Here is a 20,403-nt window from a genome sequence, read left to right as displayed (position 1 = left end):
TCACTCCAACTTCTAGAATCATTTATGTAGTGTAAATTGTTTGATTGCGTGATAACGAGGGGTTTCTTTCGGACGTATTTCAAATAAAGTGATACGAGAAACCTCCATCACATATGGCTCTTTGCGTAAAGGCGCTTGTTCTTCATAAAAGTCCTCTGCGTTCCATTTGCGCGCGATCGTCATATGCGGATGAAACGGTCTCTTTTCAACAGGGTGTCCTGCTGACAAGACGGCTTCTTTCACCTTTTCTCTTAAGTGCATGAGCGGCTCACTTTCATGAGGCTTTGCAAAAAAGACTCTCGGGCGCTCCTTCGCACCAAACTGCCCTACCTCATTCAGCTCTAGTAGAAACGCAGACGCTTCATTTGAAAGGATGTCAAGCAGCTGGATGATCTTTTTTAAACGCTCTTCTGGAATGGCGCCTAAAAAGACAAGGGTCACATGATAATCATGTGGTGCTGTCCATTTTTGAAAGAACAGTCCGCTCCTTTGATCAATGTCTTGTTTGATTTGATGCGCAAGTTGTTCAGGGATGTGAATTCCTATAAAATAATGACGGCTTTCTGACACATTATCACCTGTCCTTTTTTAACAAACTTTACGAATCCCCATTGATGATAGTATAACTAAAGAAATGCGTAATGAGAAGAAAGGGTGTCATCTGATGAAAGTTGCACAAAATATAGCTGAGCTGATTGGCGATACACCGCTTGTCAAATTACAGCGGCTTCAGCCAGAAAATGCGGCGGCTGTTTACTTAAAGCTGGAATCATTTAATCCCAGCGGAAGTGTAAAAGACCGCGCGGCTTACAATATGATCATCGAAGCAGAAAAACAAGGGAAGCTCACAAAAGGAGCAACCATTATTGAGCCTACGAGCGGGAATACAGGGATTGGTTTAGCCATGAATGCTGCCGCAAGAGGCTACAAAGCCATCCTTGTCATGCCTGATACGATGACAAAGGAAAGAATCAATATTTTGAAGGCATACGGGGCGCAGGTCGTCTTAACCCCAGGAGAAGAAAAAATGCCAGGCTGCATCCGCAAGGCTGAGGAACTGGCTGCTCAAATTCCTCACAGCTTTATTCCCATGCAATTTGACAACAGGGCGAACCCAGATGCACATAGAGGAACAACAGCGGTCGAAATTATGGAAGCTGTGAAACAACTTGGACAGCCTCTTGGAGCCTTTGTCGCAACAGCTGGAACTGGCGGTACTATTACAGGAACTGGAGAGGAATTAAAGAAGGCCTTCCCTCATTTGACCATCCGTGTGGCAGAGCCGAAGGGATCTCCTGTCTTATCTGGCGGGAAACCTGGGAAACATAAGCTCGTTGGCACAAGCCCAGGATTTATCCCCCATATTTTAAACGAGCACGTCTATGATGACATCGTGCAAGTAAGTGACGAAGATGCTTATCACATCACACGGCAGCTCGCTAAGCTTGAAGGAATTTTAGTAGGCCCATCCTCTGGGGCGGCTTGCTATGCAGCCATTGAAACAGCCAAGCAATTGCCGGCAGATCAAATCGTCATCTGTATGACAGCAGATACGGGCGAACGATATTTATCAAGTGATGTTTTTCAAGATTAAAAAAGGAACAGGGCGATGAATCCCTGTTCCTTTTTCTTCATTTCACGGTTAAGACGCTTTGACAAATTTCACCTCAGCCTGCTCCCCTGTGACGAGTAAAGCCTGTTCATCAGTAAGCGGGCATAAATTAAGCGTCTGCTGATGCTTCTCCATAATTAGCTGCGCAGCCTCGCCTAAATAGGCATTGTGCATATGCGGTACTGGATAGCGGCTTATTTCATTGAAGCCTTGAAATGATGAAAGCTCCGGTGCCTTCTTTTGATCATCCATCAGAGAGATATATTCAATGCTTGGCGCCATGATGATACTCCCCGCAGATTCTCCGATATACAGCTTGCCGTTGTTGATTTCTTCTTTCAACACGTTATCGAGACGATGCTTTCTTAATTCCTGCAATAAATAAAAAGTGTTGCCTCCTGAAACGTAGATCACATCATTTTGTTTGATCATCTGTGTGATCTCTTCAGCGGACTGTTCATCTATCTGCACAGTCTCAAGATGCATCCCTAATTGCTGAAAAGCTTCCTTCGCTGCCTCCACATAGTGTGTGACTTCTTCTATAGCACTTGCCGTTGGAAAGAAAGTCACGCGCTTTCCTTTTAATGATTCACCCGCAAAGTCAGACAAGAGAGAATAGCTGTCTTTGAATGAAGAGCATAGGAACATTTTTTTCACTGTGAATCCCCTCTTCTCTTTTACTATTTTGCTAATTCATACATGGCTTGTGCATATAGAGCGGTTGCTCTTAGTAAGTCATCAATTTCAATATATTCATCCTTTTGATGGGCGCAGTCAGGTCTTCCAGGAAATAGTGGTCCAAAGGCAACGCCAGCTTCTAAAGATCTCGCATACGTTCCTCCCCCAATGGCAATCAGATTAGCAGGGTCTCCCGTTTGTTCCTCATATACCCGCTGCAAGGTTTTCACAAGCGGATGATCTTTTGAGACGTGATGCGGAGGGCTGTCTTCGAATTTTAGAAGGGACGCCCCTTTTATGCTTTCAATTCCTTTTTTGACGTCCTTGCCGTCTGCTGTTACTGGATAGCGGACATTTAACCCTAGCTTTGCTTCCTCATTCTGTTTATAGCGGATTGTCCCAACATTCAACGTCAAATCTCCACTAATATCATCTTTGCAAGCAATTCCCAGCTTTTGTCCTCTTGTATCTTGATCAAATAAAGCGTTGATTTGGGAAGTAAAGGCAAGTCCCTGCTCATCTAATTCGTGTCCGCATAAGAAATTCGCCATATGAATGCCCGCATTTGTCCCATGCGCCGGCTCCATGGCATGAACGGATACCCCTTTTAATGTAAAATGCAGTCCATCTTCTGTGTTCTTTACCTTGCCAGATAATTGATGATCAGCAAGATAGGCTTCGAAGGCTGTTTTTAATGATTCAGCATCGTGTTCCTGTGCAGCAGTCACAGTAGCAGCTGCCTCATCTGGCACCATATTGAGCCTCATACCCGATGTAAATTGCTTCAGCGTATAGCGCTGATGATTCGCTGTTTGTTGATATGTAAATGACACAACCGCATCAATGATCCCTTTTTCCGCATGAATAATCGGAAAATCGGCATCTGGTGCAAATCCGATTTGCGGCATCGCTTCATGCTTGAAATAATGATCCACACAGCGCCAATCGCTTTCTTCATCTGTTCCAATGATCATTCGGATTTTTTTCGACAGCTGCAGACCAGAATCTTTTAAGATCTTCAGCGCATAGAATGCCGCCATGGTTGGGCCTTTATCATCAATAGCCCCGCGTGCAAAGATTTTATTTTCTCTAATGTCAGCTGAAAATGGCGGGGTTGTCCAGCCATCACCAGCAGGCACCACGTCCACATGGCAAAGCACACCTACAATATCTTCGCCTTCCCCATATTCAATATGACCTGCATAGCCATCGACATTCTTGACTGTGAAGCCTTCGTCTTCCCCTTTTTTCAGCATATACTGAAGGGCATCATCGACTTTTTCACCAAATGGCTTTCCTTCTTTGCCGCCTTCTTCATCAAGGACACTTTCAATTTGTAAAAAAGATTGTGTGTCCTTGATCAAGTCGTCTTTTTTTCGTATCACTTCAGCTTCCCAATTCATTTTTTCCATTCCTCCTTGAAAAAAGGTTGCAATCCACCCTTAAAACGAATATTATATTAATTGTTTTGTAATAATGTTCGTAAATGGAGGATTTTATGTTTCAGTTAAAAGAAAATCAAACCAACATAAAGAAAGAAATCATCGCTGGTATGACGACATTCTTTACCATGGTCTATATTGTTGCCGTCAACCCGGGAATTCTTTCAAAAGCAGGCATTCCTTTTGACCAAGTCTTTACTGCAACAATCATCGCTGCTGTCGTCGGTACGCTCTGGATGGCACTATTTGCAAACTATCCGATTGCCATTGCACCAGGCATGGGGCTGAATGTCTATTTCACCTTTACCGTTGTCGGAGGTGGCGGCATCAGCTATCAAACAGCGTTTAGTGCGGTATTTGTTGCTGGTATACTCTTTATTATTTTATCGTTAACATCCCTTAGAAAACAACTAATTCAAGCCATTCCAGATAATTTAAAGTACGGCATTACAGCAGGCATCGGGCTTTTCATTGCGTTCATCGGCCTCCGTCAGTCTGGAATCATCGCTGCTGATCCAGAAAACCTTGTCAAGCTTGGCAATTTAAGCTCGCCTGTTGTCATTTTAACGCTTGTCGGCTTAATGATTTCGGTTATTTTAATGGTTCTTCAAATAAATGGTGCACTGTTTATCGGCATGTTAGCAACCACATTGATTGCGCTCGCAACAGGCCAGCTTCATTTCCCTAAAATGCTGATGGACATTCCTGCACTGCCTGAAGGCATGCTGATTACAAATCCAATCGCTGCCTTTGGTGACGTGTTCTCTCATCATTTGTATGCTGTCGTCTTCTCCTTCTTACTGGTGACGATTTTTGATACAACAGGCACTATGATCGGCGTTGCCGAACAAGCCGGATTAATGAAAAATGGCCAGCTGCCAAAAGTGCGCAGAGCCCTGCTCGCTGACTCTGCTGCAACAACGGTTGGTTCTATGTTTGGTACAAGCCCAACCACTGCTTATATTGAATCATCATCAGGAGTTGCTGCTGGCGGAAGAACTGGGCTGACTTCTTTAACGGTCGCTGCACTGTTTATTGTGGCATTATTTTTTGGCCCGCTCGTTCAAGCTATTTCTTCTTTACCATCCATCACATCACCTGTTTTAATCATTGTTGGCTGCTTGATGATGAACTCAGTGTCACGCATTCGCTGGAACGAACTAGACGAAGCATTCCCTGCTTTTCTTGTCATTCTTTCGATGCCGCTGACTTCTAGTATCTCTACAGGGATTTCACTTGGATTTATTTCATATCCGCTTGTGAAATTGGCGAAAGGGAAATGGAGAGAAGTACATGTGCTTGTTCTCATCTTTGCGGTCTTATTTTTCATTCAGCTCTTTTTCTTAGAAGGATAAAAGAAACAAAAAAGGCACATCCTAACATAGAATGTGTCTTTTTGCCTTCACTGAATTTTTTATTTTGTAAATTTTCTGTGTTTATTTTTGGACGTTTGGAAGTGTTAGCTTCTTTCATATCCCCTATGATAATTGGGTTGTAACCGGATTCAAATCATGATATATACCATATTTTATTTCATGAAGACAAGTTTAAAAACACGTAAAGTTGACTTTTTGGTGGAACTAGATGCATAATAACGTGTATAATAGAATAAAACATTAACAAACACGAACATTTACCATTGTTGCATGTCCTTATTTCGCAGTTTTAGTGTAGTAAGTTGTGGTTAGTCAAGTCCATCCGATCTTATTGATAGGGAGTGGTTTTTTGAAACCTTCAACAAACCGTATGATGACTCGAATCAAATCAGTCTATATGTTCATTCAAGAGAAAGGCCTTGTGACGACACAAGAGCTGGTTGATGAATTCGGGATCACACCTAGAACCATTCAAAGAGACTTAAACGTGCTTGCCTATAACGATCTTGTTCATAGTCCAAGCAGAGGCAAATGGGAAACAACGAGAAAAAAAGTAAAAATAACATCTTAAGCGTATAATGAATTGTCCATATAACAAAAAGAGCCGGCGATATGCCGGTTCTTTTCTTTTGTTCTTATGTTATTCACGATTCATTAAGCTGTCTAATTCTTCATCCGTCAATTCACGGTACTCTCCAGGTGCTAGATCTTCATCTAAAGAGACTGCCCCCATCGAGAGCCTTTTTAAAAAGATCACTTCATTTCCCACCGCTTGCGCCATCAGCTTCACTTGATGGTACTTCCCTTCAGTAATCGTCAAACGGATGCGTGTATCTTCGTCTTCATTCGCATCTACTTCAACCTTCGCCGGCTTCGTGTGATAATCATCTAAGATGACAACGCCCGCTTCAAGACGCTTAATGTCTTGATCTCCTAAAGGATATTTCAAATGAACCTCGTACGTTTTTGGCACATGCTTTTTTGGAGAAAGTAATTGATGAGCAAGCTGTCCATCATTTGTGAGGAGAAGGAGACCGACCGTATCCTTATCCAGTCTCCCCACAGGGAATGGCTCCCTTGCAATATCCTCCGGCTCAAGTAAATCGACAACCGTTTCATCCCGCAGATCTTCAGTTGCTGAGATCACCCCGTCAGGCTTATTCATCATTAAGTAAATGAATTCTTTATACTCTACACGCTCTCCATGTACGAGCACTTCATCATTTGATGGATCAACATGATCTTTCACCTGCTTCGCCACTTCTCCATTCACTGTGACAGCGCGGGCCTTGACAAGCTTTTTTACATCTTTTCTTGAACCAAAGCCGCTGTTAGCAAGCAATTTATCAAGCCTCATGAATATCTACCTCTTTTTAACTCTTTTTTCTTAAAAATTTCGGCATACGGCTACCAAGTACACGCTCTAGTAATCCCACCTTATAAGACAAGAACATATACACCCCGCCGCCAGTGATCGTGGAAATCAAAATGACGATACCCGCTTGTACAATTCCGCCTTCATAAGAAATTACTTGGTTCACAAGCTGACTTGTCATATATGTCACGACAGCCATAATCGCCGTTAAAATACCAATGAGAATAAAACGTTTGAAAATTCTGCGGAACGAATAGCCGGCATGGCGTTTAATCATGATAAACATATACAAGATGGACGCACTATAGCCTAATGCCGTTGCCAATACAGAACCATTTCCTTGCAGCCAGCTGATCAGCGGGATGTTCAGAACCGTTTTAATAATGATCCCTAACAAAAGACTGACGATGGCAAATTTTTGTTTGTTGATCCCTTGCAGAATCGCTGCATTAATGGTGAATAAAGAAAACAATAATGCAACAGGTGCATACCAGAACAAAATGGAGATCCCAATCTCAGGATGAACAGACGGATAGAAAAACCAATAAGCCGGTCCAGCCAATGCCGAGATACCAAATGAAGCAGGCAGCACGAAAAATAAAATGACTTGCATCGTCTGATCAATTTGTCTATTGAGCAGCTTGTAATTACGTGCTGTAAATAATTCCGTAATCGTCGGAATCAATGTTAAGCCAAACGCTGTTGCAAGTGACACAGGAATCATCACGACCTTCGGTAAATATAACGTCACAATGGACAATACCGCTGTACTAATATCCTGATGTCCTGATGCAATCATGGCTCTATTAATTGTGTTTGTATCAATATAAGAATAAATTGGAATCGCAAGTCCAACAAATACATACGGCGCCGCATAGCTAAACAGCTCTGTAAACATTTGCTTATAAGATAATTCAGAGTGAGCGCCTGTATTCGGCTGCATGGATAAGAGCCGGTCCTTCCGCTTCAGCCAATATAAATAAAGCGTGAATAAACCGCCAAATGCACCGATCAGTGCGGCAAATGTTGCATATCCGACAGCAATGACAAGCCCGCCGTCAATCACCTTTAAAATAATAAACGTCGCCGTTAATAGGAAGATGATTCTGACAAGCTGTTCAATCACTTGGGAAACAGCTGTCGGTCCCATCATGGAGTGTCCTTGGAAGAACCCGCGTACAAGACTCATGATCGGTACAACCAAAAGACCTAAGCTGACCATTCGAATCACATATACCACTTGATCGACAGTCAAACCGCCTGTTTCATTTGATCCGCCAAGCTGAATCTTGGCAAAAATCGGTGCGGACAAATATAAAATAGAAAAGGCGATAATCCCGGTGACAAGCATGACCGACATACCCGCCCTGAACATTTTTCTTGTTGTCTCATAATCGCCGATCGCATTATATTTGGAAACAAATTTTGATACCGCTGTTGGAAAACCAAGCGTAGCAATACTTAAAAAGATCGTATACTGATTGTATCCATATTGGAATAGCGCACCACCAGTTGCTCCAACCATTGCGCTAAATGGAATTAAATAAATCATACCAAGAATACGAGAGAGATACGTCCCTATCGTTAAAACCAACGTACCACGAAGCAGTTTATTAGACATGCGCTTAACCACCATTTTTCTAATGAATATTCAACTTAATTATTTTACCACATCATTTCAACACACAGGTAACAAATCCAATACTGAAGTCACAAAACCAATCAATTCATATTTCAGCCTTCCCTAATCTTCGTTATAATAGAAAAATGACTGAAAGTAGAAAGAGGAATGTAACATGAAACATTATGATGTCATTGTCATTGGCGGCGGACCTTCTGGACTGATGGCCGCGATTGCATCAGCAGAGCACGGCGCTACTGTTCTGTTAATTGACAAAGGAAACAAACTTGGCAGAAAGCTGGCCATTTCTGGCGGCGGACGCTGTAACGTCACCAATCGCCTTCCAGTAGAAGAAATCATCAAGCATATTCCCGGAAACGGCCGTTTTCTATATAGTGCATTTTCTGAGTTCAACAACGAGGATATTATTTCGTTTTTTGAAAACCTTGGCATTGAACTAAAAGAAGAAGACCATGGACGTATGTTCCCTGTCTCAAACAAAGCACAATCTGTTGTGGATGCCCTTCTAGACAGGCTCCGCGTCCTCAATGTCACCATTCGAACGAACGAAAAAATCAAAACGGTTCTGTATCAAGACGGACAAGTAGCTGGAATTGTTACAAATAATGATGAAAAAATTTCAAGTAAGTCTGTCGTCATTGCTGTCGGCGGAAAAAGTGTGCCGCATACCGGCTCTACTGGTGACGGATATGCATGGGCAGAAGCAGCCGGTCATACCATTACAGAGCTCTTCCCAACAGAAGTACCGGTCACATCAGATGAACGATTTATTAAAGAAAAAGTGCTTCAAGGTCTTTCTTTAAGAAGTGTGGCTGTCAGTGTTTTAAATAAAAAAGGGAAACCCGTCGTCACACATGTCATGGATATGATCTTTACTCACTTTGGTTTATCAGGTCCAGCTGTTCTTAGATGCAGCGGATTTGTTGTAAAAGAATTAAAAAAGCAGCCGGCAGTCCGCCTGCAAATAGACTTATATCCGAAGCTGAATGATGAGGAGCTGTTCCAAAAGCTTCATCGTGACCTAAAAGATGAACCAAAGAAAGCCATTAAAAATGTCCTCAAGTCTTGGATGCAAGAACGCTATTTATTGTTTCTGTTAGAACGGAACGGTATTGATCCTCAAGACACATTTTCTGGTCTAGCCAAAGATAAACTGCGTGCATTTGCCCATGATTGCAAACATTTTATTGTTCATGCAAATGGGACGCTATCCTTGGACAAAGCGTTTGTGACAGGAGGCGGTGTTTCTGTGAAGGAAATCGAACCGAAGAAAATGGCGTCTAAAAAAATGCCCGGTCTTTATTTCTGCGGAGAAATTCTAGACATTCACGGCTACACAGGCGGATACAATATCACGTCAGCACTTGTGACAGGCAGGCTTGCCGGCATGAATGCTGCACTAGAAGCAAAGGAGAGAGATCAATGATCAGACGCGCACTACCAATTGTTCTTGCGGTCGTTATCAGTTTGACAGCCGCAGTTTTCTTGAAGCTGTCCATTACCCCGTTAAAAGTCGCCATTGTTTTGGCGTTTACCATTTTCGCAGTATGTTTAAAAGAATATGTCTACCGTCTTCGCAAACGAATTGAGGAAAAATCGTCTTCACATATCGATAGTTGATAAATGGAAGCAAAACATGTTACGGTAAAGTGGAGGTCGAGTGAGAAGCTCGCCTCTTTTTGTTTGAAATAAGTTGAGTTAGGGGATATTAAGCAAAGTCCTCTGCTTAAACGTGTAGAACAACAGGAGAGTGAGATGGTGTGAAAAAAGTATCAAGTGTATTTTGGATTGTGATTGCGATCACATTTGTTGCCGTGATGTGGGGAGCATTTTCTCCAGAAACACTGCAAAATGTCACAGATCAAATCCAAACATACATTACAAATGACTTTGGCTGGTATTACTTGTTAGTGGTATCACTGCTTGTCGGCTTTTGTCTATTCTTTATCTTTAGCCCAATCGGTAAGATTACGCTAGGAAAACCGGGGGAAAAGCCTGAATTTGGTCTATTTTCTTGGTTTGCGATGCTATTTAGTGCCGGTATGGGAATTGGTCTTGTTTTTTACGGAGCAGCTGAACCGATCAGCCACTATGCCATTCAGTCACCAACAGGTGAGACTGAAACTGCGCAGGCCTTCCGCGATTCCCTTCGCTATACATTTTTCCACTGGGGGCTTCATGCATGGGCTATTTATGCCATTGTTGCACTTTGCATTGCTTACTTTAAATTTAGAAAAGATGCACCTGGCTTAATCAGTGCAACGCTGCAGCCAGTTTTAGGAAATAAAATTTACGGATGGATCGGTAAAACCATCGATTGTATTGCGGTATTTGCAACTGTAGTTGGTGTTGCAACAAGCCTAGGATTAGGCGCGGCACAAATAAATGGCGGATTGAATTACCTCTTTCATATTCCAATTGCCTTTAGCACACAATTGATCATTATCATCATTGTGACGGTGCTTTTCCTTGCATCTGCTTTAAGCGGGATTGGAAAAGGCATTAAATACTTAAGTAATATCAACATGGTATTAGCAGCTGTTCTGATGTTTTTCTTACTTTTGGTAGGTCCAACTGTTTTTATCTTAAATTCATTTACTGACTCGATTGGACAATACTTATCCAATATCGTTCAAATGAGCTTCCGTCTATCTCCAAATGATCCTGAAAAGAGAGAATGGATTAATGGATGGACGATCTTTTATTGGGCATGGTGGATTTCTTGGGCACCATTTGTCGGGATCTTTATCGCTAGAGTGTCACGCGGACGAACGATTCGGGAATTTTTAGTGGGTGTCTTAGTCGCTCCTTCTATCCTAGTCTTCCTATGGTTCTCGATTTTCGGTGTATCTGCGATGGACTTACAGCAAAAGAATATTGTCGATGTTGCAGGTCTTTCAACAGAAACGATGCTCTTCGGTGTACTGAATGAATATCCGCTGGCGATGATTACATCGATTCTAGCACTCATTTTAATTGCCGTATTCTTTATTACATCCGCTGATTCAGCTACATTTGTGCTTGGAATGCAGACAACCTACGGATCATTGGACCCTTCTGGCAGTGTCAAAGTCAGCTGGGGCATTATCCAATCGGCTGTTGCTGCTGTGCTTTTATTTTCAGGGGGACTTGAAGCCCTGCAAAATACAGCCAAGCTCGCAGCCTTGCCGTTCTCCGTTGTCATCATATTGATGATTGTCTCGCTGTATAAATCACTAAATGATGAACGAAGAGTCATCAAACAAGCCAATCAAGTCACTAAACCACGAAGTCCAAGAGTAAAAAAAGCATAATCGCAAGCGAGAAAAAGCCGTTCCTCATCCGAACGGCTTTTTTCTATATCAACAATTTAAGATTGTCTCGAGCTTGAGGATTCCTTTAAAATAGTGTTGAATCATCACTTTCTACATAATGGAGGTTTATATGACGTTACCTACGTTCAAGTACAACCCAGACCCAGTTCTGTTAAACGTGATTAAAAAAGAGCATACGACATGTCCTGTTTGTGAGAAAGAAAGAGATTATGTGTACCATGGCCCTTTTTATGCTGTTGAAGATGTGGAGGGAATTTGTCCTTGGTGCATTAAAGATGGATCAGCGGCTAAAAAATACAATGGAACCTTTCAAGACGATGCGAGCTGTGATGACGTCGATCAAGAGGAATATATCGATGAGCTGATCTTCAGAACGCCAGGCTATCGCGGATGGCAGCAGGAATATTGGTTAAGTCATTGCGGAGATTTTTGCGCAATCGTTCAGTATGTCGGCTGGAAAGAGATTGAACATCTTGAGGAAGAACTCGCCGAGGATATCGAAGACATTTGCAGCGGCGTAGGATTAACGAAAGAAAAACTAAAGCAATGGCTCGTCAACGGAGGAGACTTACAAGGCTACCTCTTCCAATGTGTTCACTGCAACAAGCATCGTTTATATATTGACGCCAGCTAACCAAAGAAAAAGGACCCTTCAAGCAGGTCCTTTTTTTTGATGCCGTCTATTTTTTATATAAAATGAGTGCAGAAAAACAGTAGAGCTGTTCCCCTCCTTGCTCACAGATCACCGCTACATTGTACTTGATGTCAATGATTTGGTCGTCATCCATTCCTTTTAAAAAATGATTGATTTCGCTCTGCAAATCTTTCTCATGTTCTTCATCAAATACAGCTACCTTTAGCACCTATGCCACTCTCCCTTCTCTCGCTACTCTATCTTTATGCACATAGAGAGAGGCATATGAACAAAAAACCTTTCATCGTTAAGATGAAAGGCCTTCTATTTACAGCTTCGGTTTTGTTTCTCCTGTCCAAGCAAGCATCCCGCCAACGACATTTGTCGCTTGATAGCCTTGATCTTCAAGGTAATAGCAGACATTTTCACTACGTTTACCAGAGCGGCAAATAATATAATATTCCTGCGTTTGATCGAATGCATCCAGCTTCTCAGGGATATCGCCCATTCGAATGTGGATTGCTTCCGGGATCATGCCTTCTGCTACCTCTTCATCCTCACGTACATCGACAAGCTGAATGGCGTCTTCCTGCTCAAGCTTTTGTTTTAATTCTTCTATTGAAATTTCTTTCACTGACACGACTCTCATCTCTCCTTTTCATCACGGTGACACCATTATAGCAAATGATTCACTTCACTGCGTATTCACCCGCTTCGATTGAAGGAAAGACGGCAGCCGCTTCTTCACTTCGGCTGTCTCGTGCTCACTTTCAAACTCTACCTTTTTAAAGACTTGATAGGCCAGCCACATATGACCGTAGGCGAGTATGCTCACGCTGAAAAACGGCACGATTCCCGGTAAATAAGCAAACAGAACAAACAGCACAGCCGAGAAAACAAGCATAGAGAGTGTATATTGCAAGTATGAGATACCGAGCAGAAGAGAGAATTTCAGATAGAGACGTTTTTTCCAATCGTAATGAGCAAGCAGCGGAAAAATATAAAATAAGCTCACAATAAACAGAAAACCGAAAATATATATAGCAAAGCGAAGCACATGTAAGAGCCAGCTCGTCGGATAGATATAAGCAAGGTCGACATAAATAATCGTTCCAATGATGAATAGCACCACTCCAATGATGTTAGAGCGTACAAACTCCTCCCTGAATACCTTCCAAAAAGTGCGGAATACATTGACTTGCTCATGTCCTTGAATCCACTTTCTCATCACAGAAAATAACGCAGTGGTCGCAGGCATCAAGCCAAATACGCCAAGCCCCAGGATGGTGAACAAAAGCCATAACAAATTCGTATAGGCAAGTCTCATCACCCACTCACACATCCTCAGCATTCTGCTCATTGAACCATCATGATCCATCTCTTTCCCCTCCTCTCTTTCTCTTTACACCGTCTCTTTATGAAACAATTCATCGATTTCAATTGGACGCTTTTCTGTGACAGAGCGCCACATGCCTTCCCCAAGAGCAATCGAATAAGCACCTGCCTCTGCTCCTGCTAAGATATCATAGTGAATCAAGGGATCTTTTCCTATAAATAAATCAGCCAAAAGCAGAGGATCTCCTCCGCCATGTCCGCCTGGCTGCTTTACGACTTCAATCGTCTCCTTTGATCCAAACATCGGATAATAAGAAATTGTTTGTTCTGGGAATTGAAAAGGGATTCTTGATGGCACATGAAACTCATTTGTTTCGATACGCCCCTTCGTCCCATTAATGGCAAGACGATAGCCTTCATATGGGGCTGAGAATTGAATCGAGTAGCTGAGCAAAGCACCTTGGTCATAAGCGACCGACGCCACATATGTATCCTCAATATCAATTTCCTGATCAAAAATGCAGGCATCCGGACGATAATTTGAGTACTGCTGCGTTTGCTCCTGACCGGATTCAATATGGTCGTCCTCCACCTTCGAACGCTCAACCCGCGGATTCCACCTTGCTTCATAATGACATATATCCTTCACATGACATGTTCCGCAAAATCTATTTTCCTCCCCCTGCAAGGGATTCCAAGGGCTTTCGCTGCCGTAATAGTTCAGCGCCCCGTAAGCAAATACTTGCTTCGGCTTTTGATCAATCCACCAGTTGACCAAATCAAAATGATGTGTCGACTTATGAATGGACAGCCCGCCAGAAAATTGACGTGTGCGGTTCCACCTTTTGAAATAACTAGCACCATGGTACGTATCAATGAGCCAGCTCAGTTCAACAGAAGTGACCCTTCCAATTTTCCCGTCTAAAATAAGTTCTTTTACCTTTCGATGGAAAGGATTGTAGCGATAATTAAAGGTGACCGTGACCTTTCCTTTACTTTCCGCCTCTTTTTCCATCACTTTTTTGGCGTCTTTTGCTGTTGTCACCATCGGCTTTTCAGTGATGACATCTAGATCATGGTCAAGTGCCTGCATGATATACGTGACATGTGTGTCATCCCTGCCTGCCACAATGACGATATCTGGGTTTGCTTCTTTGACCATCTGTTCAAATGCATCTTCATGAAAAAACGAAACGCCCCGGAGTGATGGAAAACGCTCCTGACAAAGTGTATACCGCTGATGATCTATATCTAGGAGCCCTGTAATCCGATAATGCTCTTTGAAATCCTCTGTGAGCGGTTTAATAAACATATTAAACGCACGATGACTCAGCCCGCATATTACGACCCGTTTCACATTCCCCACCCCATTTTCTATTGGTTTTCACGAAGCTGTTTCATGAGAGACAGCGCCTCTTTAGACTTGTCAGCATACACGGGAATGAAAGCAACCATATCTCGATGTAATTGAAAGGTATAGCCGTTGAGCTTTTTCGTTCCTTTATTGATTTGAACCGCATAATCGACCGTTTTCCCTGTCTTTTTGTCCTCGACCGTATATGGCCCTGCTGATTGACCATCTATTTCCATTTCTTCCAGAAGCCGAAAACTTTCAGGATCATCATACGTTCTAAACATTTCTTCTGGAACAAGCATCACGTCCCCCTCTTTTGAGGTAATTTCAACAAGAAGCTTTTCAGGAATCGCCGGAAAGATGTGGACGCTATAAGTCTCTTGTTTCGGCTGAAAAGCCTTCTCTACTAATTGATCCTTCATTCCCTTTGACATATCAGAAAAAATCAGAACATCGATCCCGTTTGTTTTCTCCTGACAGGCAGATAAACAAACGGCAGCAATGAAACTGATGAGCCATACGGCGGCTCTTTTTCGCCTCCTCATGCCTTTTGAAAAACAGACAGCTTTTCTAGCTCAGTTAACGCCATAATAAAAGCGCCTGCCCCGTGCAAGTCATTTGTGCTCCGCTCTCTTCCAACGTAGTAATCATAAAATCCCGCAGATGTTCCAATACAAATATCATTGATGGTAAACTCACCATTTTCTTTCTCAGTCGTCTTATGCTGAATCAAGCCTTGATATGCTTTGACCACATGATCAACATAACGGAGGCTCACATACCCTTCATTCATGGCCTTTGCCATGGCATACATGAATAAACACGATCCCGAGCTTTCAAGCCAATTGTCACTGTGATTTCCTTTATCAATGATTTGATGCCAGAGACCTGTCTTTTGATCCTGATACTTTGCCACACTTTCCAGCATGTCTGTCAACGTTTCCTTCCACACCTTCCGCCTTTCATGATGCTCGGGCAGGTCCTCGATCATATCTGCTAATGCAAGGACATACCAGCCAAACGATCTTGCCCAAAACTCTGGGGAACAGCCGGTCTTTTGATCAGCCCATGGCATCGTTTTTCGTTCATCCCACGCGTGATAATACAGACCTGTTTGTTCATCTTTCGTATGCTTTCTCATGAGATGCTCTTGATGGATAACCATATCCACAAGTGACTCTTCACCTTTAAGCTGAGCATACTTTAAGGCAAAAGGACCGCCCATGTAGAGACCATCCAGCCACATTTGATAAGCATAATTGTCTTTATGCCAAAATCCGCCCTCAGACGTGCGATTTAGCGTACGATAAAGTCCGCGCAGTTTCTCCGCTGCCAGCACATACCGCTTCTCTCTCGTTCGTTCGTAAAGAGGGAATAAAATGAGTCCTGCTTGAATGGCATCAAGCTCATCTCTTCGAAATAATAGATTTCCGTACTCATCAATGAGGGAATCCGCATAGTTTTTCACATAATCGAAATACGCCTCGTTCCCTGTTGCCTCATATAGCTTCATGACGCCGCAAAGGAAAACGCCTTGATGATAATGCCACCTTCCAGCTGGCGGCAGCTCAATTGGTGTATACGCTTTCATAATGGTTTGTGCTAATTTCTCTGCATGCTCAAGCGGTGATCCCTTTTCAATCGATAATGTCATTCTTCCTCATCTCCCTTTTTAATAAATACCTTCTTCTCCGAATTTCTTCGCTAAACGGTTTGCCAGCATGACCAAAATAAGTCCAACGGCTGCTTTAAATAAACCAACAGCGGTACTATAGCTGAATTGTCCTTGCTTAAGACCTGCTGTATAGACGTACGTATCAAAAATCTCCGCTACTTCCCGGTTCGTTGCGTTCAGTAATAGATAGACATGCTCAAAGCCAAGCTCAAGCGTATCACCGATTTTTAAAATAAGCAGAACCACAATGACACTTTTAATGGCAGGAAGTGTGATGTGCCACATTTGTCTCAGTCTCCCGGCACCGTCCATTTTTGCTGCTTCATATAGCTGCGGATCTACCGCTGTAATCGCCGCAAGGTAAATGATTGTTGACCATCCTGCTTCCCGCCAGATTACTTGTAAAATGTACATCGGTCTAAACCATTCCTGACTAAGAAGGAAGTTAATCTTTTCTCCTCCAAAGAAAGCAATCAATTCATTAATTAACCCGCCATCTACTGTTAACAAAACAAAAGATAAGGACACGACAATCACCCATGACATGAAGTGAGGGATATAAATCATCGTCTGTACAAATTTCTTAAACAATGCCAATCTCACTTCGTTTAAAAGAAGGGCTAATAAGATCGGAATTGGAAAGAAAATCACGACATTCATGGCAAATAAAATCAGCGTATTTTTTAATAAGATGAAAAATGTTGGTTCTGTAAACAATCGAATAAAGTGTTTGAAACCAACCCACTCACTGCCAAGAATGCCGAGAAACGGCTGGTAATCTTGAAAGGCAATGATGAGCCCCCACATTGGCACATATTTAAAAACAATAAAATAAATGAGCCCCGGCAAAATCATTAAATACAAAAACTTTTGACTTAACAATTGATTAAGTAAGCGCTTTCTTTTTTCACTTTTCAAAGCTGCCGCAGGCACACCCTTGGCAGTGACATCCTCTGTTTTCATTGATAAAGCCTCCCCTCATGCTAATGCATGTGTTAACTGTATCTTAAGGATGAAAAATCCGTCTACAATCATATCAACAGATCATATTTTCATAGGTGATGCTGATCAAAACGTTACATAAAACATAAGAAAATGATCCTAATCTCAGAAAATGATTATTGACAAACCTACCAGATTTTTGGATTAATAAATTAAGGGGAAAAGATTGTTTCGTTTGAAATGGGGGGTTTTATGAAAAGAAGGCAGTATAAATTTTATTACAAGCTTGTGACGTTTTTTTTCATACTTAGTACGATTCCTGTTATCATTGTCGGCATTTTTTCTTATCAGCATTCGCAAAAAACAGCACTTGAAAATATCTCAAATGAAAAGCTCGACAGCGTCAAACAAACGCAATCCAATATTGAGCATATTTTAAAAACTGTTGATCATTCTCTCACTCACTATGTCAGTTCGCCGCCTCTCCTTCAAACACTGGCAGAACCTTTAAATCCAGACCAATTCCAGCTTTATAATCAAGTACAGCAGGAACTGAACTACCTGCAAACCTTTGACACCGACCTTTCCAATATTACACTCGTCAGTAAAATGGAAGACTGGTACATGAACAATTCGGGTCTTTATCATGTCACAAGCGAAGACCAAGAAAAAGCGCTGACCTCTTACCTCAATATACCAAGTCACTCCAGCTGGGCACTTGAAGAGAATAATCCACTTGTTGCGACAAAAGAAGGAAAAGCATCCTTTTGCAAGTACAATGTGAATTTAATCAAACAACTGCCTATGAACAGCGTTCAAAAAAAGGGAATCGCTGTCGCCAGCATTCCAAGCTGCGTGATTGCTGATAACATGCCTGACTTCTCTCAATCAGATAGTATGTTTGTCATCGATACAAACGGAAAAGTGCTGCTGCATAACCGCAAAGAACAAATTGGTGAATCGCTGAAACATCAAGATTTCGTCAAGCATGTGCTCTCACTTGAAAAACGATCAGGGCAATTTGATATGAAGATCGACGAACTAAACTATCAAATCACATTTCAAAAATCAGATTATAATGAATGGACGTACCTATCCTTTGTTTCTATTCCAGAGCTTAAACAGCAAACGAAATCAATTGGGTGGATTACCTTTATTATCTGCACTATTTTGTTAGCGCTTTCATTACTATTTTCATGGTTTGGTTCCAGACATTTTTATAAACCAATCCGCTTATTATACGAGTCATTTGCACGCAATGAATCATTTTTACAAAAACAGCCTTTTCAAAATGAATTTGAGTTGATTGAATCGAGTATTAAACAAATGAAAGATCAAAACAATGATTTAGAGGAACGAATTGAGCAGCAAGTGACACACTTACAGCAATATTTCATGGTACGGCTGCTGCTTGGAAAGCTGACAGATGAAGAAGTAAACAACCGGTTCCAAAGCTTAGGCTTTCCGCAAGGCTGGTCTCATTTGTCCATGCTTGTGACCCAAATTGATACGTTAAAAGGAACACCTTATGAAAAAAAAGATGCTGACTTGCTTTTATTTGCGATCAATGGACTGATCGAGCAGATTATTCCGCAAGAGGAGCACCTTCAGCCAACCGTTGTCAATCAGCATCAAACAACGATTATCCTCAACCACTCAAAGTCAGATGAAGAGTTTACTGAATATTTAATCCAATTAGCAGAAACCATACAGCAGCGCATCGAGGAAGAGCTTGGTTTATCGATCAGCATCGGAATCAGCCGCCAGTTTAAGGAGCTTACGATGGCAAAACACGCTTACATTGAAGGAAAAGAAGCCTTAAAATACAGACTCAAAGCAGAGAAAAAGTCTATTATCTTATATGAGCATATCCAGCAAGGAAAGACGTTCAAAACCCATTTTCCAAAGCAGTTGCAGCATGATTTATTTGATGCGATGAAAGCTGGCGATCAAGGCAAAGCGGATCATTATTTACATGTGCTCCTGCAATCCATTTTCTCTAAAAATGCAGGACCGCACGAATACCATATCGCCCTCGCTCGTTTTTTAAACAATTTAATTGAGCTGATGCATTTGCTGGGCATTGAATTATTTGAGGTCGAAGATAACAAAATGCTCTATGATACGATTTTTGAGTTTAAAACCTTTGAAGATACAGAAGCATGGCTGAAACATGAAATCATTCGGCCAATTATTGACCAGCTTGCTGCACGTGAAGACTCACAATACAAAAACATCTCAGAAAAAATCATTCATATTATTCATCAAGAATTCGACTCAGATCTCACATTGGATGAAATCGCCACACGCCTGCATTACAATCCAAATTATTTAAGCAGTATTTTCAGAAAAGAAATGGATATCTCCTTTAGTGAATATCTCTCTTCCTACAGACACCATGTCGCAAAAAACTGGCTTGTAGAAACCGATATGTCCGTCAAAGAAATTTCGGAAAAACTGAAATATAAAAACCCGCAAAATTTCATCCGATCCTTTAAAAAGCTGGAAGGCACAACCCCTGGGAAATACCGCGACCAGAAAAAAGGCACGTAAGACAAAGAGTCCCGCTCTCACAAGAAAGCGGGGCTCTTTTATTTAAACTGTTCATTTAAGATGCTGTCTTCCAGCACGGAGAGCGGCTCTCCATACACACGTTCAATATGAGCTGCTCCCCAATCGCATAGCGCATTGAGAATTCTTTCGAGCGACTGTCCGTATTCACTTAATTCATATTCCACTTTAGGCGGCACCTGTTCATAGACAATCCGGTTAATGACCCCGTCACTTTCAAGCTCTCTCAGCTGCTGCGTAAGCATTTTTTGTGTGATATTTGGCATGAGCCGCTTCAATTCACTCGTACGTTTTTTCCCATGTGTCAAATGACATAAAATCACACACTTCCACTTCCCGCCAATGACCTCAAGCGTTGCTTCCACAGAGATATTATATTTTTTCTTTTCCATCGAATGTTCACTCCTCTTTGTACGAACAGGCACTTTTTAGTACCTATATTACAAAAAAGTA

The 20,403-nt window shown here is 42.0% G+C and carries 21 protein-coding genes; 8 read left to right on the top strand and 13 right to left on the bottom strand.

From position 1 onward, the window contains the following. Nucleotides 1-18 precede the first annotated feature (18 nt). Nucleotides 19-570 (bottom strand): RNA 2',3'-cyclic phosphodiesterase, encoded by a 552-nt coding sequence (gene thpR / locus NSS92_RS00570; protein WP_340866732.1) that lies wholly within the window; start codon nucleotides 568-570, stop codon nucleotides 19-21. A gap of 94 nt (nucleotides 571-664) precedes the next feature. On the opposite strand from thpR, the gene cysK reads away from it, so the two are divergent. Then, entirely contained in the window at nucleotides 665-1,594 is a 930-nt protein-coding gene (gene cysK / locus NSS92_RS00565; protein WP_024424872.1) for a cysteine synthase A, read from the top strand. 48 nt (nucleotides 1,595-1,642) lie between these two features. On the opposite strand, the gene NSS92_RS00560 is transcribed toward cysK, so the two are convergent. Then, nucleotides 1,643-2,269: a Type 1 glutamine amidotransferase-like domain-containing protein gene (locus tag NSS92_RS00560; protein WP_340866731.1), complete on the bottom strand. Its 627-nt coding sequence runs from the start codon at nucleotides 2,267-2,269 to the stop codon at nucleotides 1,643-1,645. A gap of 23 nt (nucleotides 2,270-2,292) precedes the next feature. After that, nucleotides 2,293-3,693 (bottom strand): dipeptidase PepV, encoded by a 1,401-nt coding sequence (gene pepV, locus NSS92_RS00555; RefSeq protein ID WP_267588096.1) that lies wholly within the window; start codon nucleotides 3,691-3,693, stop codon nucleotides 2,293-2,295. A 95-nt stretch (nucleotides 3,694-3,788) separates the two neighbouring features. On the opposite strand from pepV, the gene NSS92_RS00550 reads away from it, so the two are divergent. Both NSS92_RS00550 and NSS92_RS00545 read left to right on the top strand, forming a co-directional pair. Then, a complete protein-coding gene (locus NSS92_RS00550; protein WP_142945665.1) occupies nucleotides 3,789-5,087 on the top strand; it encodes an NCS2 family permease in 1,299 nt (432 codons plus the stop codon). A gap of 370 nt (nucleotides 5,088-5,457) precedes the next feature. Beyond that, nucleotides 5,458-5,679 (top strand): DeoR family transcriptional regulator, encoded by a 222-nt coding sequence (locus NSS92_RS00545; protein WP_192999080.1) that lies wholly within the window; start codon nucleotides 5,458-5,460, stop codon nucleotides 5,677-5,679. A gap of 69 nt (nucleotides 5,680-5,748) precedes the next feature. Here the strand turns inward: NSS92_RS00545 and NSS92_RS00540 are convergent, their stop codons facing one another. Together NSS92_RS00540 and NSS92_RS00535 are read right to left on the bottom strand one after the other, a co-directional pair. Beyond that, nucleotides 5,749-6,465, bottom strand: a complete 717-nt coding sequence (locus tag NSS92_RS00540) for a pseudouridine synthase (protein ID WP_340866730.1) — start codon at nucleotides 6,463-6,465, stop codon at nucleotides 5,749-5,751. A gap of 16 nt (nucleotides 6,466-6,481) precedes the next feature. Then, nucleotides 6,482-8,104 carry a putative polysaccharide biosynthesis protein gene (locus NSS92_RS00535; protein WP_267588093.1) on the bottom strand — a complete coding sequence of 541 codons (1,623 nt, stop codon included), beginning with the start codon at nucleotides 8,102-8,104 and terminating at the stop codon, nucleotides 6,482-6,484. Between the two features lie 175 nt (nucleotides 8,105-8,279). Between NSS92_RS00535 and NSS92_RS00530 the strand changes: the two genes are divergently transcribed. From NSS92_RS00530 to NSS92_RS00515, 4 genes are all read left to right on the top strand, one after another. Continuing rightward, nucleotides 8,280-9,551, top strand: a complete 1,272-nt coding sequence (locus NSS92_RS00530; protein WP_267588092.1) for a BaiN/RdsA family NAD(P)/FAD-dependent oxidoreductase — start codon at nucleotides 8,280-8,282, stop codon at nucleotides 9,549-9,551. Continuing rightward, nucleotides 9,548-9,745, top strand: a complete 198-nt coding sequence (locus NSS92_RS00525; protein ID WP_024424878.1) for a hypothetical protein — start codon at nucleotides 9,548-9,550, stop codon at nucleotides 9,743-9,745. The genes NSS92_RS00530 and NSS92_RS00525 overlap by 4 nt, the downstream gene beginning before the upstream one ends. Before the next feature lie 140 nt (nucleotides 9,746-9,885). Beyond that, complete coding sequence (gene opuD, locus NSS92_RS00520) at nucleotides 9,886-11,418, top strand: glycine betaine transporter OpuD (protein WP_267588091.1); 1,533 nt, start codon at nucleotides 9,886-9,888, stop codon at nucleotides 11,416-11,418. A 130-nt stretch (nucleotides 11,419-11,548) separates the two neighbouring features. Then, on the top strand, nucleotides 11,549-12,073 hold the full coding sequence (locus NSS92_RS00515; RefSeq protein ID WP_267588090.1) for a CbrC family protein: 525 nt from the start codon (nucleotides 11,549-11,551) through the stop codon (nucleotides 12,071-12,073). Between the two features lie 46 nt (nucleotides 12,074-12,119). Here NSS92_RS00515 and NSS92_RS00510 read toward each other — a convergent pair whose 3' ends face one another. From NSS92_RS00510 to NSS92_RS00480, 7 genes are all read right to left on the bottom strand, one after another. Then, complete coding sequence (locus tag NSS92_RS00510) at nucleotides 12,120-12,302, bottom strand: sporulation protein Cse60 (protein ID WP_024424881.1); 183 nt, start codon at nucleotides 12,300-12,302, stop codon at nucleotides 12,120-12,122. A 99-nt stretch (nucleotides 12,303-12,401) separates the two neighbouring features. After that, nucleotides 12,402-12,713 carry a rhodanese-like domain-containing protein gene (locus NSS92_RS00505; protein ID WP_024424882.1) on the bottom strand — a complete coding sequence of 104 codons (312 nt, stop codon included), beginning with the start codon at nucleotides 12,711-12,713 and terminating at the stop codon, nucleotides 12,402-12,404. Nucleotides 12,714-12,767: 54 nt separating this feature from the next. Beyond that, nucleotides 12,768-13,451: a YesL family protein gene (locus NSS92_RS00500; protein ID WP_202738717.1), complete on the bottom strand. Its 684-nt coding sequence runs from the start codon at nucleotides 13,449-13,451 to the stop codon at nucleotides 12,768-12,770. Between the two features lie 24 nt (nucleotides 13,452-13,475). Beyond that, nucleotides 13,476-14,765, bottom strand: a complete 1,290-nt coding sequence (locus NSS92_RS00495; RefSeq protein WP_267588089.1) for a Gfo/Idh/MocA family protein — start codon at nucleotides 14,763-14,765, stop codon at nucleotides 13,476-13,478. A gap of 17 nt (nucleotides 14,766-14,782) precedes the next feature. Next, nucleotides 14,783-15,307: a lipoprotein YteS gene (locus tag NSS92_RS00490; RefSeq protein WP_340866729.1), complete on the bottom strand. Its 525-nt coding sequence runs from the start codon at nucleotides 15,305-15,307 to the stop codon at nucleotides 14,783-14,785. After that, nucleotides 15,304-16,416 (bottom strand): glycoside hydrolase family 88/105 protein, encoded by a 1,113-nt coding sequence (locus NSS92_RS00485; protein WP_340866728.1) that lies wholly within the window; start codon nucleotides 16,414-16,416, stop codon nucleotides 15,304-15,306. Before NSS92_RS00485 ends, NSS92_RS00490 begins: the two co-directional genes overlap by 4 nt. Nucleotides 16,417-16,434: 18 nt before the next feature. Continuing rightward, nucleotides 16,435-17,400 (bottom strand): ABC transporter permease, encoded by a 966-nt coding sequence (locus NSS92_RS00480; protein ID WP_041107330.1) that lies wholly within the window; start codon nucleotides 17,398-17,400, stop codon nucleotides 16,435-16,437. A 231-nt stretch (nucleotides 17,401-17,631) separates the two neighbouring features. Here NSS92_RS00480 and NSS92_RS00475 point away from each other — a divergent pair, with 231 nt between their 5' ends. Beyond that, nucleotides 17,632-19,932: a helix-turn-helix domain-containing protein gene (locus NSS92_RS00475; protein ID WP_267588085.1), complete on the top strand. Its 2,301-nt coding sequence runs from the start codon at nucleotides 17,632-17,634 to the stop codon at nucleotides 19,930-19,932. 38 nt (nucleotides 19,933-19,970) lie between these two features. Here the strand turns inward: NSS92_RS00475 and NSS92_RS00470 are convergent, their stop codons facing one another. Further along, nucleotides 19,971-20,342 (bottom strand): winged helix-turn-helix transcriptional regulator, encoded by a 372-nt coding sequence (locus NSS92_RS00470; protein WP_003217763.1) that lies wholly within the window; start codon nucleotides 20,340-20,342, stop codon nucleotides 19,971-19,973. Nucleotides 20,343-20,403: the final 61 nt, after the last annotated feature.

The sequence above is a fragment of the Bacillus sp. FSL M8-0166 genome (assembly GCF_038008825.1).
GTDB lineage: Bacteria > Bacillota > Bacilli > Bacillales > Bacillaceae > Bacillus > Bacillus safensis.
Note: the sequence above shows the minus strand (reverse complement) of the source record. Positions and strands in the feature narration are given on the sequence as shown.

Excerpts from the sequence above, each read along its gene's own strand:
- cysK (WP_024424872.1), top strand. The coding sequence starts at position 665 with ATGAAAGTTGCACAAAATATAGCTGAGCTGATTGGCGATACACCGCTT.
- pepV (WP_267588096.1), bottom strand. The coding sequence starts at position 3,693 with ATGAATTGGGAAGCTGAAGTGATACGAAAAAAAGACGACTTGATCAAG.
- NSS92_RS00550 (WP_142945665.1), top strand. The coding sequence starts at position 3,789 with ATGTTTCAGTTAAAAGAAAATCAAACCAACATAAAGAAAGAAATCATC.
- NSS92_RS00540 (WP_340866730.1), bottom strand. The coding sequence starts at position 6,465 with ATGAGGCTTGATAAATTGCTTGCTAACAGCGGCTTTGGTTCAAGAAAA.
- NSS92_RS00535 (WP_267588093.1), bottom strand. The coding sequence starts at position 8,104 with ATGTCTAATAAACTGCTTCGTGGTACGTTGGTTTTAACGATAGGGACG.
- NSS92_RS00530 (WP_267588092.1), top strand. The coding sequence starts at position 8,280 with ATGAAACATTATGATGTCATTGTCATTGGCGGCGGACCTTCTGGACTG.
- NSS92_RS00525 (WP_024424878.1), top strand. The coding sequence starts at position 9,548 with ATGATCAGACGCGCACTACCAATTGTTCTTGCGGTCGTTATCAGTTTG.
- NSS92_RS00515 (WP_267588090.1), top strand. The coding sequence starts at position 11,549 with ATGACGTTACCTACGTTCAAGTACAACCCAGACCCAGTTCTGTTAAAC.
- NSS92_RS00500 (WP_202738717.1), bottom strand. The coding sequence starts at position 13,451 with ATGGATCATGATGGTTCAATGAGCAGAATGCTGAGGATGTGTGAGTGG.
- NSS92_RS00490 (WP_340866729.1), bottom strand. The coding sequence starts at position 15,307 with ATGAGGAGGCGAAAAAGAGCCGCCGTATGGCTCATCAGTTTCATTGCT.
- NSS92_RS00485 (WP_340866728.1), bottom strand. The coding sequence starts at position 16,416 with ATGACATTATCGATTGAAAAGGGATCACCGCTTGAGCATGCAGAGAAA.
- NSS92_RS00480 (WP_041107330.1), bottom strand. The coding sequence starts at position 17,400 with ATGAAAACAGAGGATGTCACTGCCAAGGGTGTGCCTGCGGCAGCTTTG.
- NSS92_RS00475 (WP_267588085.1), top strand. The coding sequence starts at position 17,632 with ATGAAAAGAAGGCAGTATAAATTTTATTACAAGCTTGTGACGTTTTTT.
- NSS92_RS00470 (WP_003217763.1), bottom strand. The coding sequence starts at position 20,342 with ATGGAAAAGAAAAAATATAATATCTCTGTGGAAGCAACGCTTGAGGTC.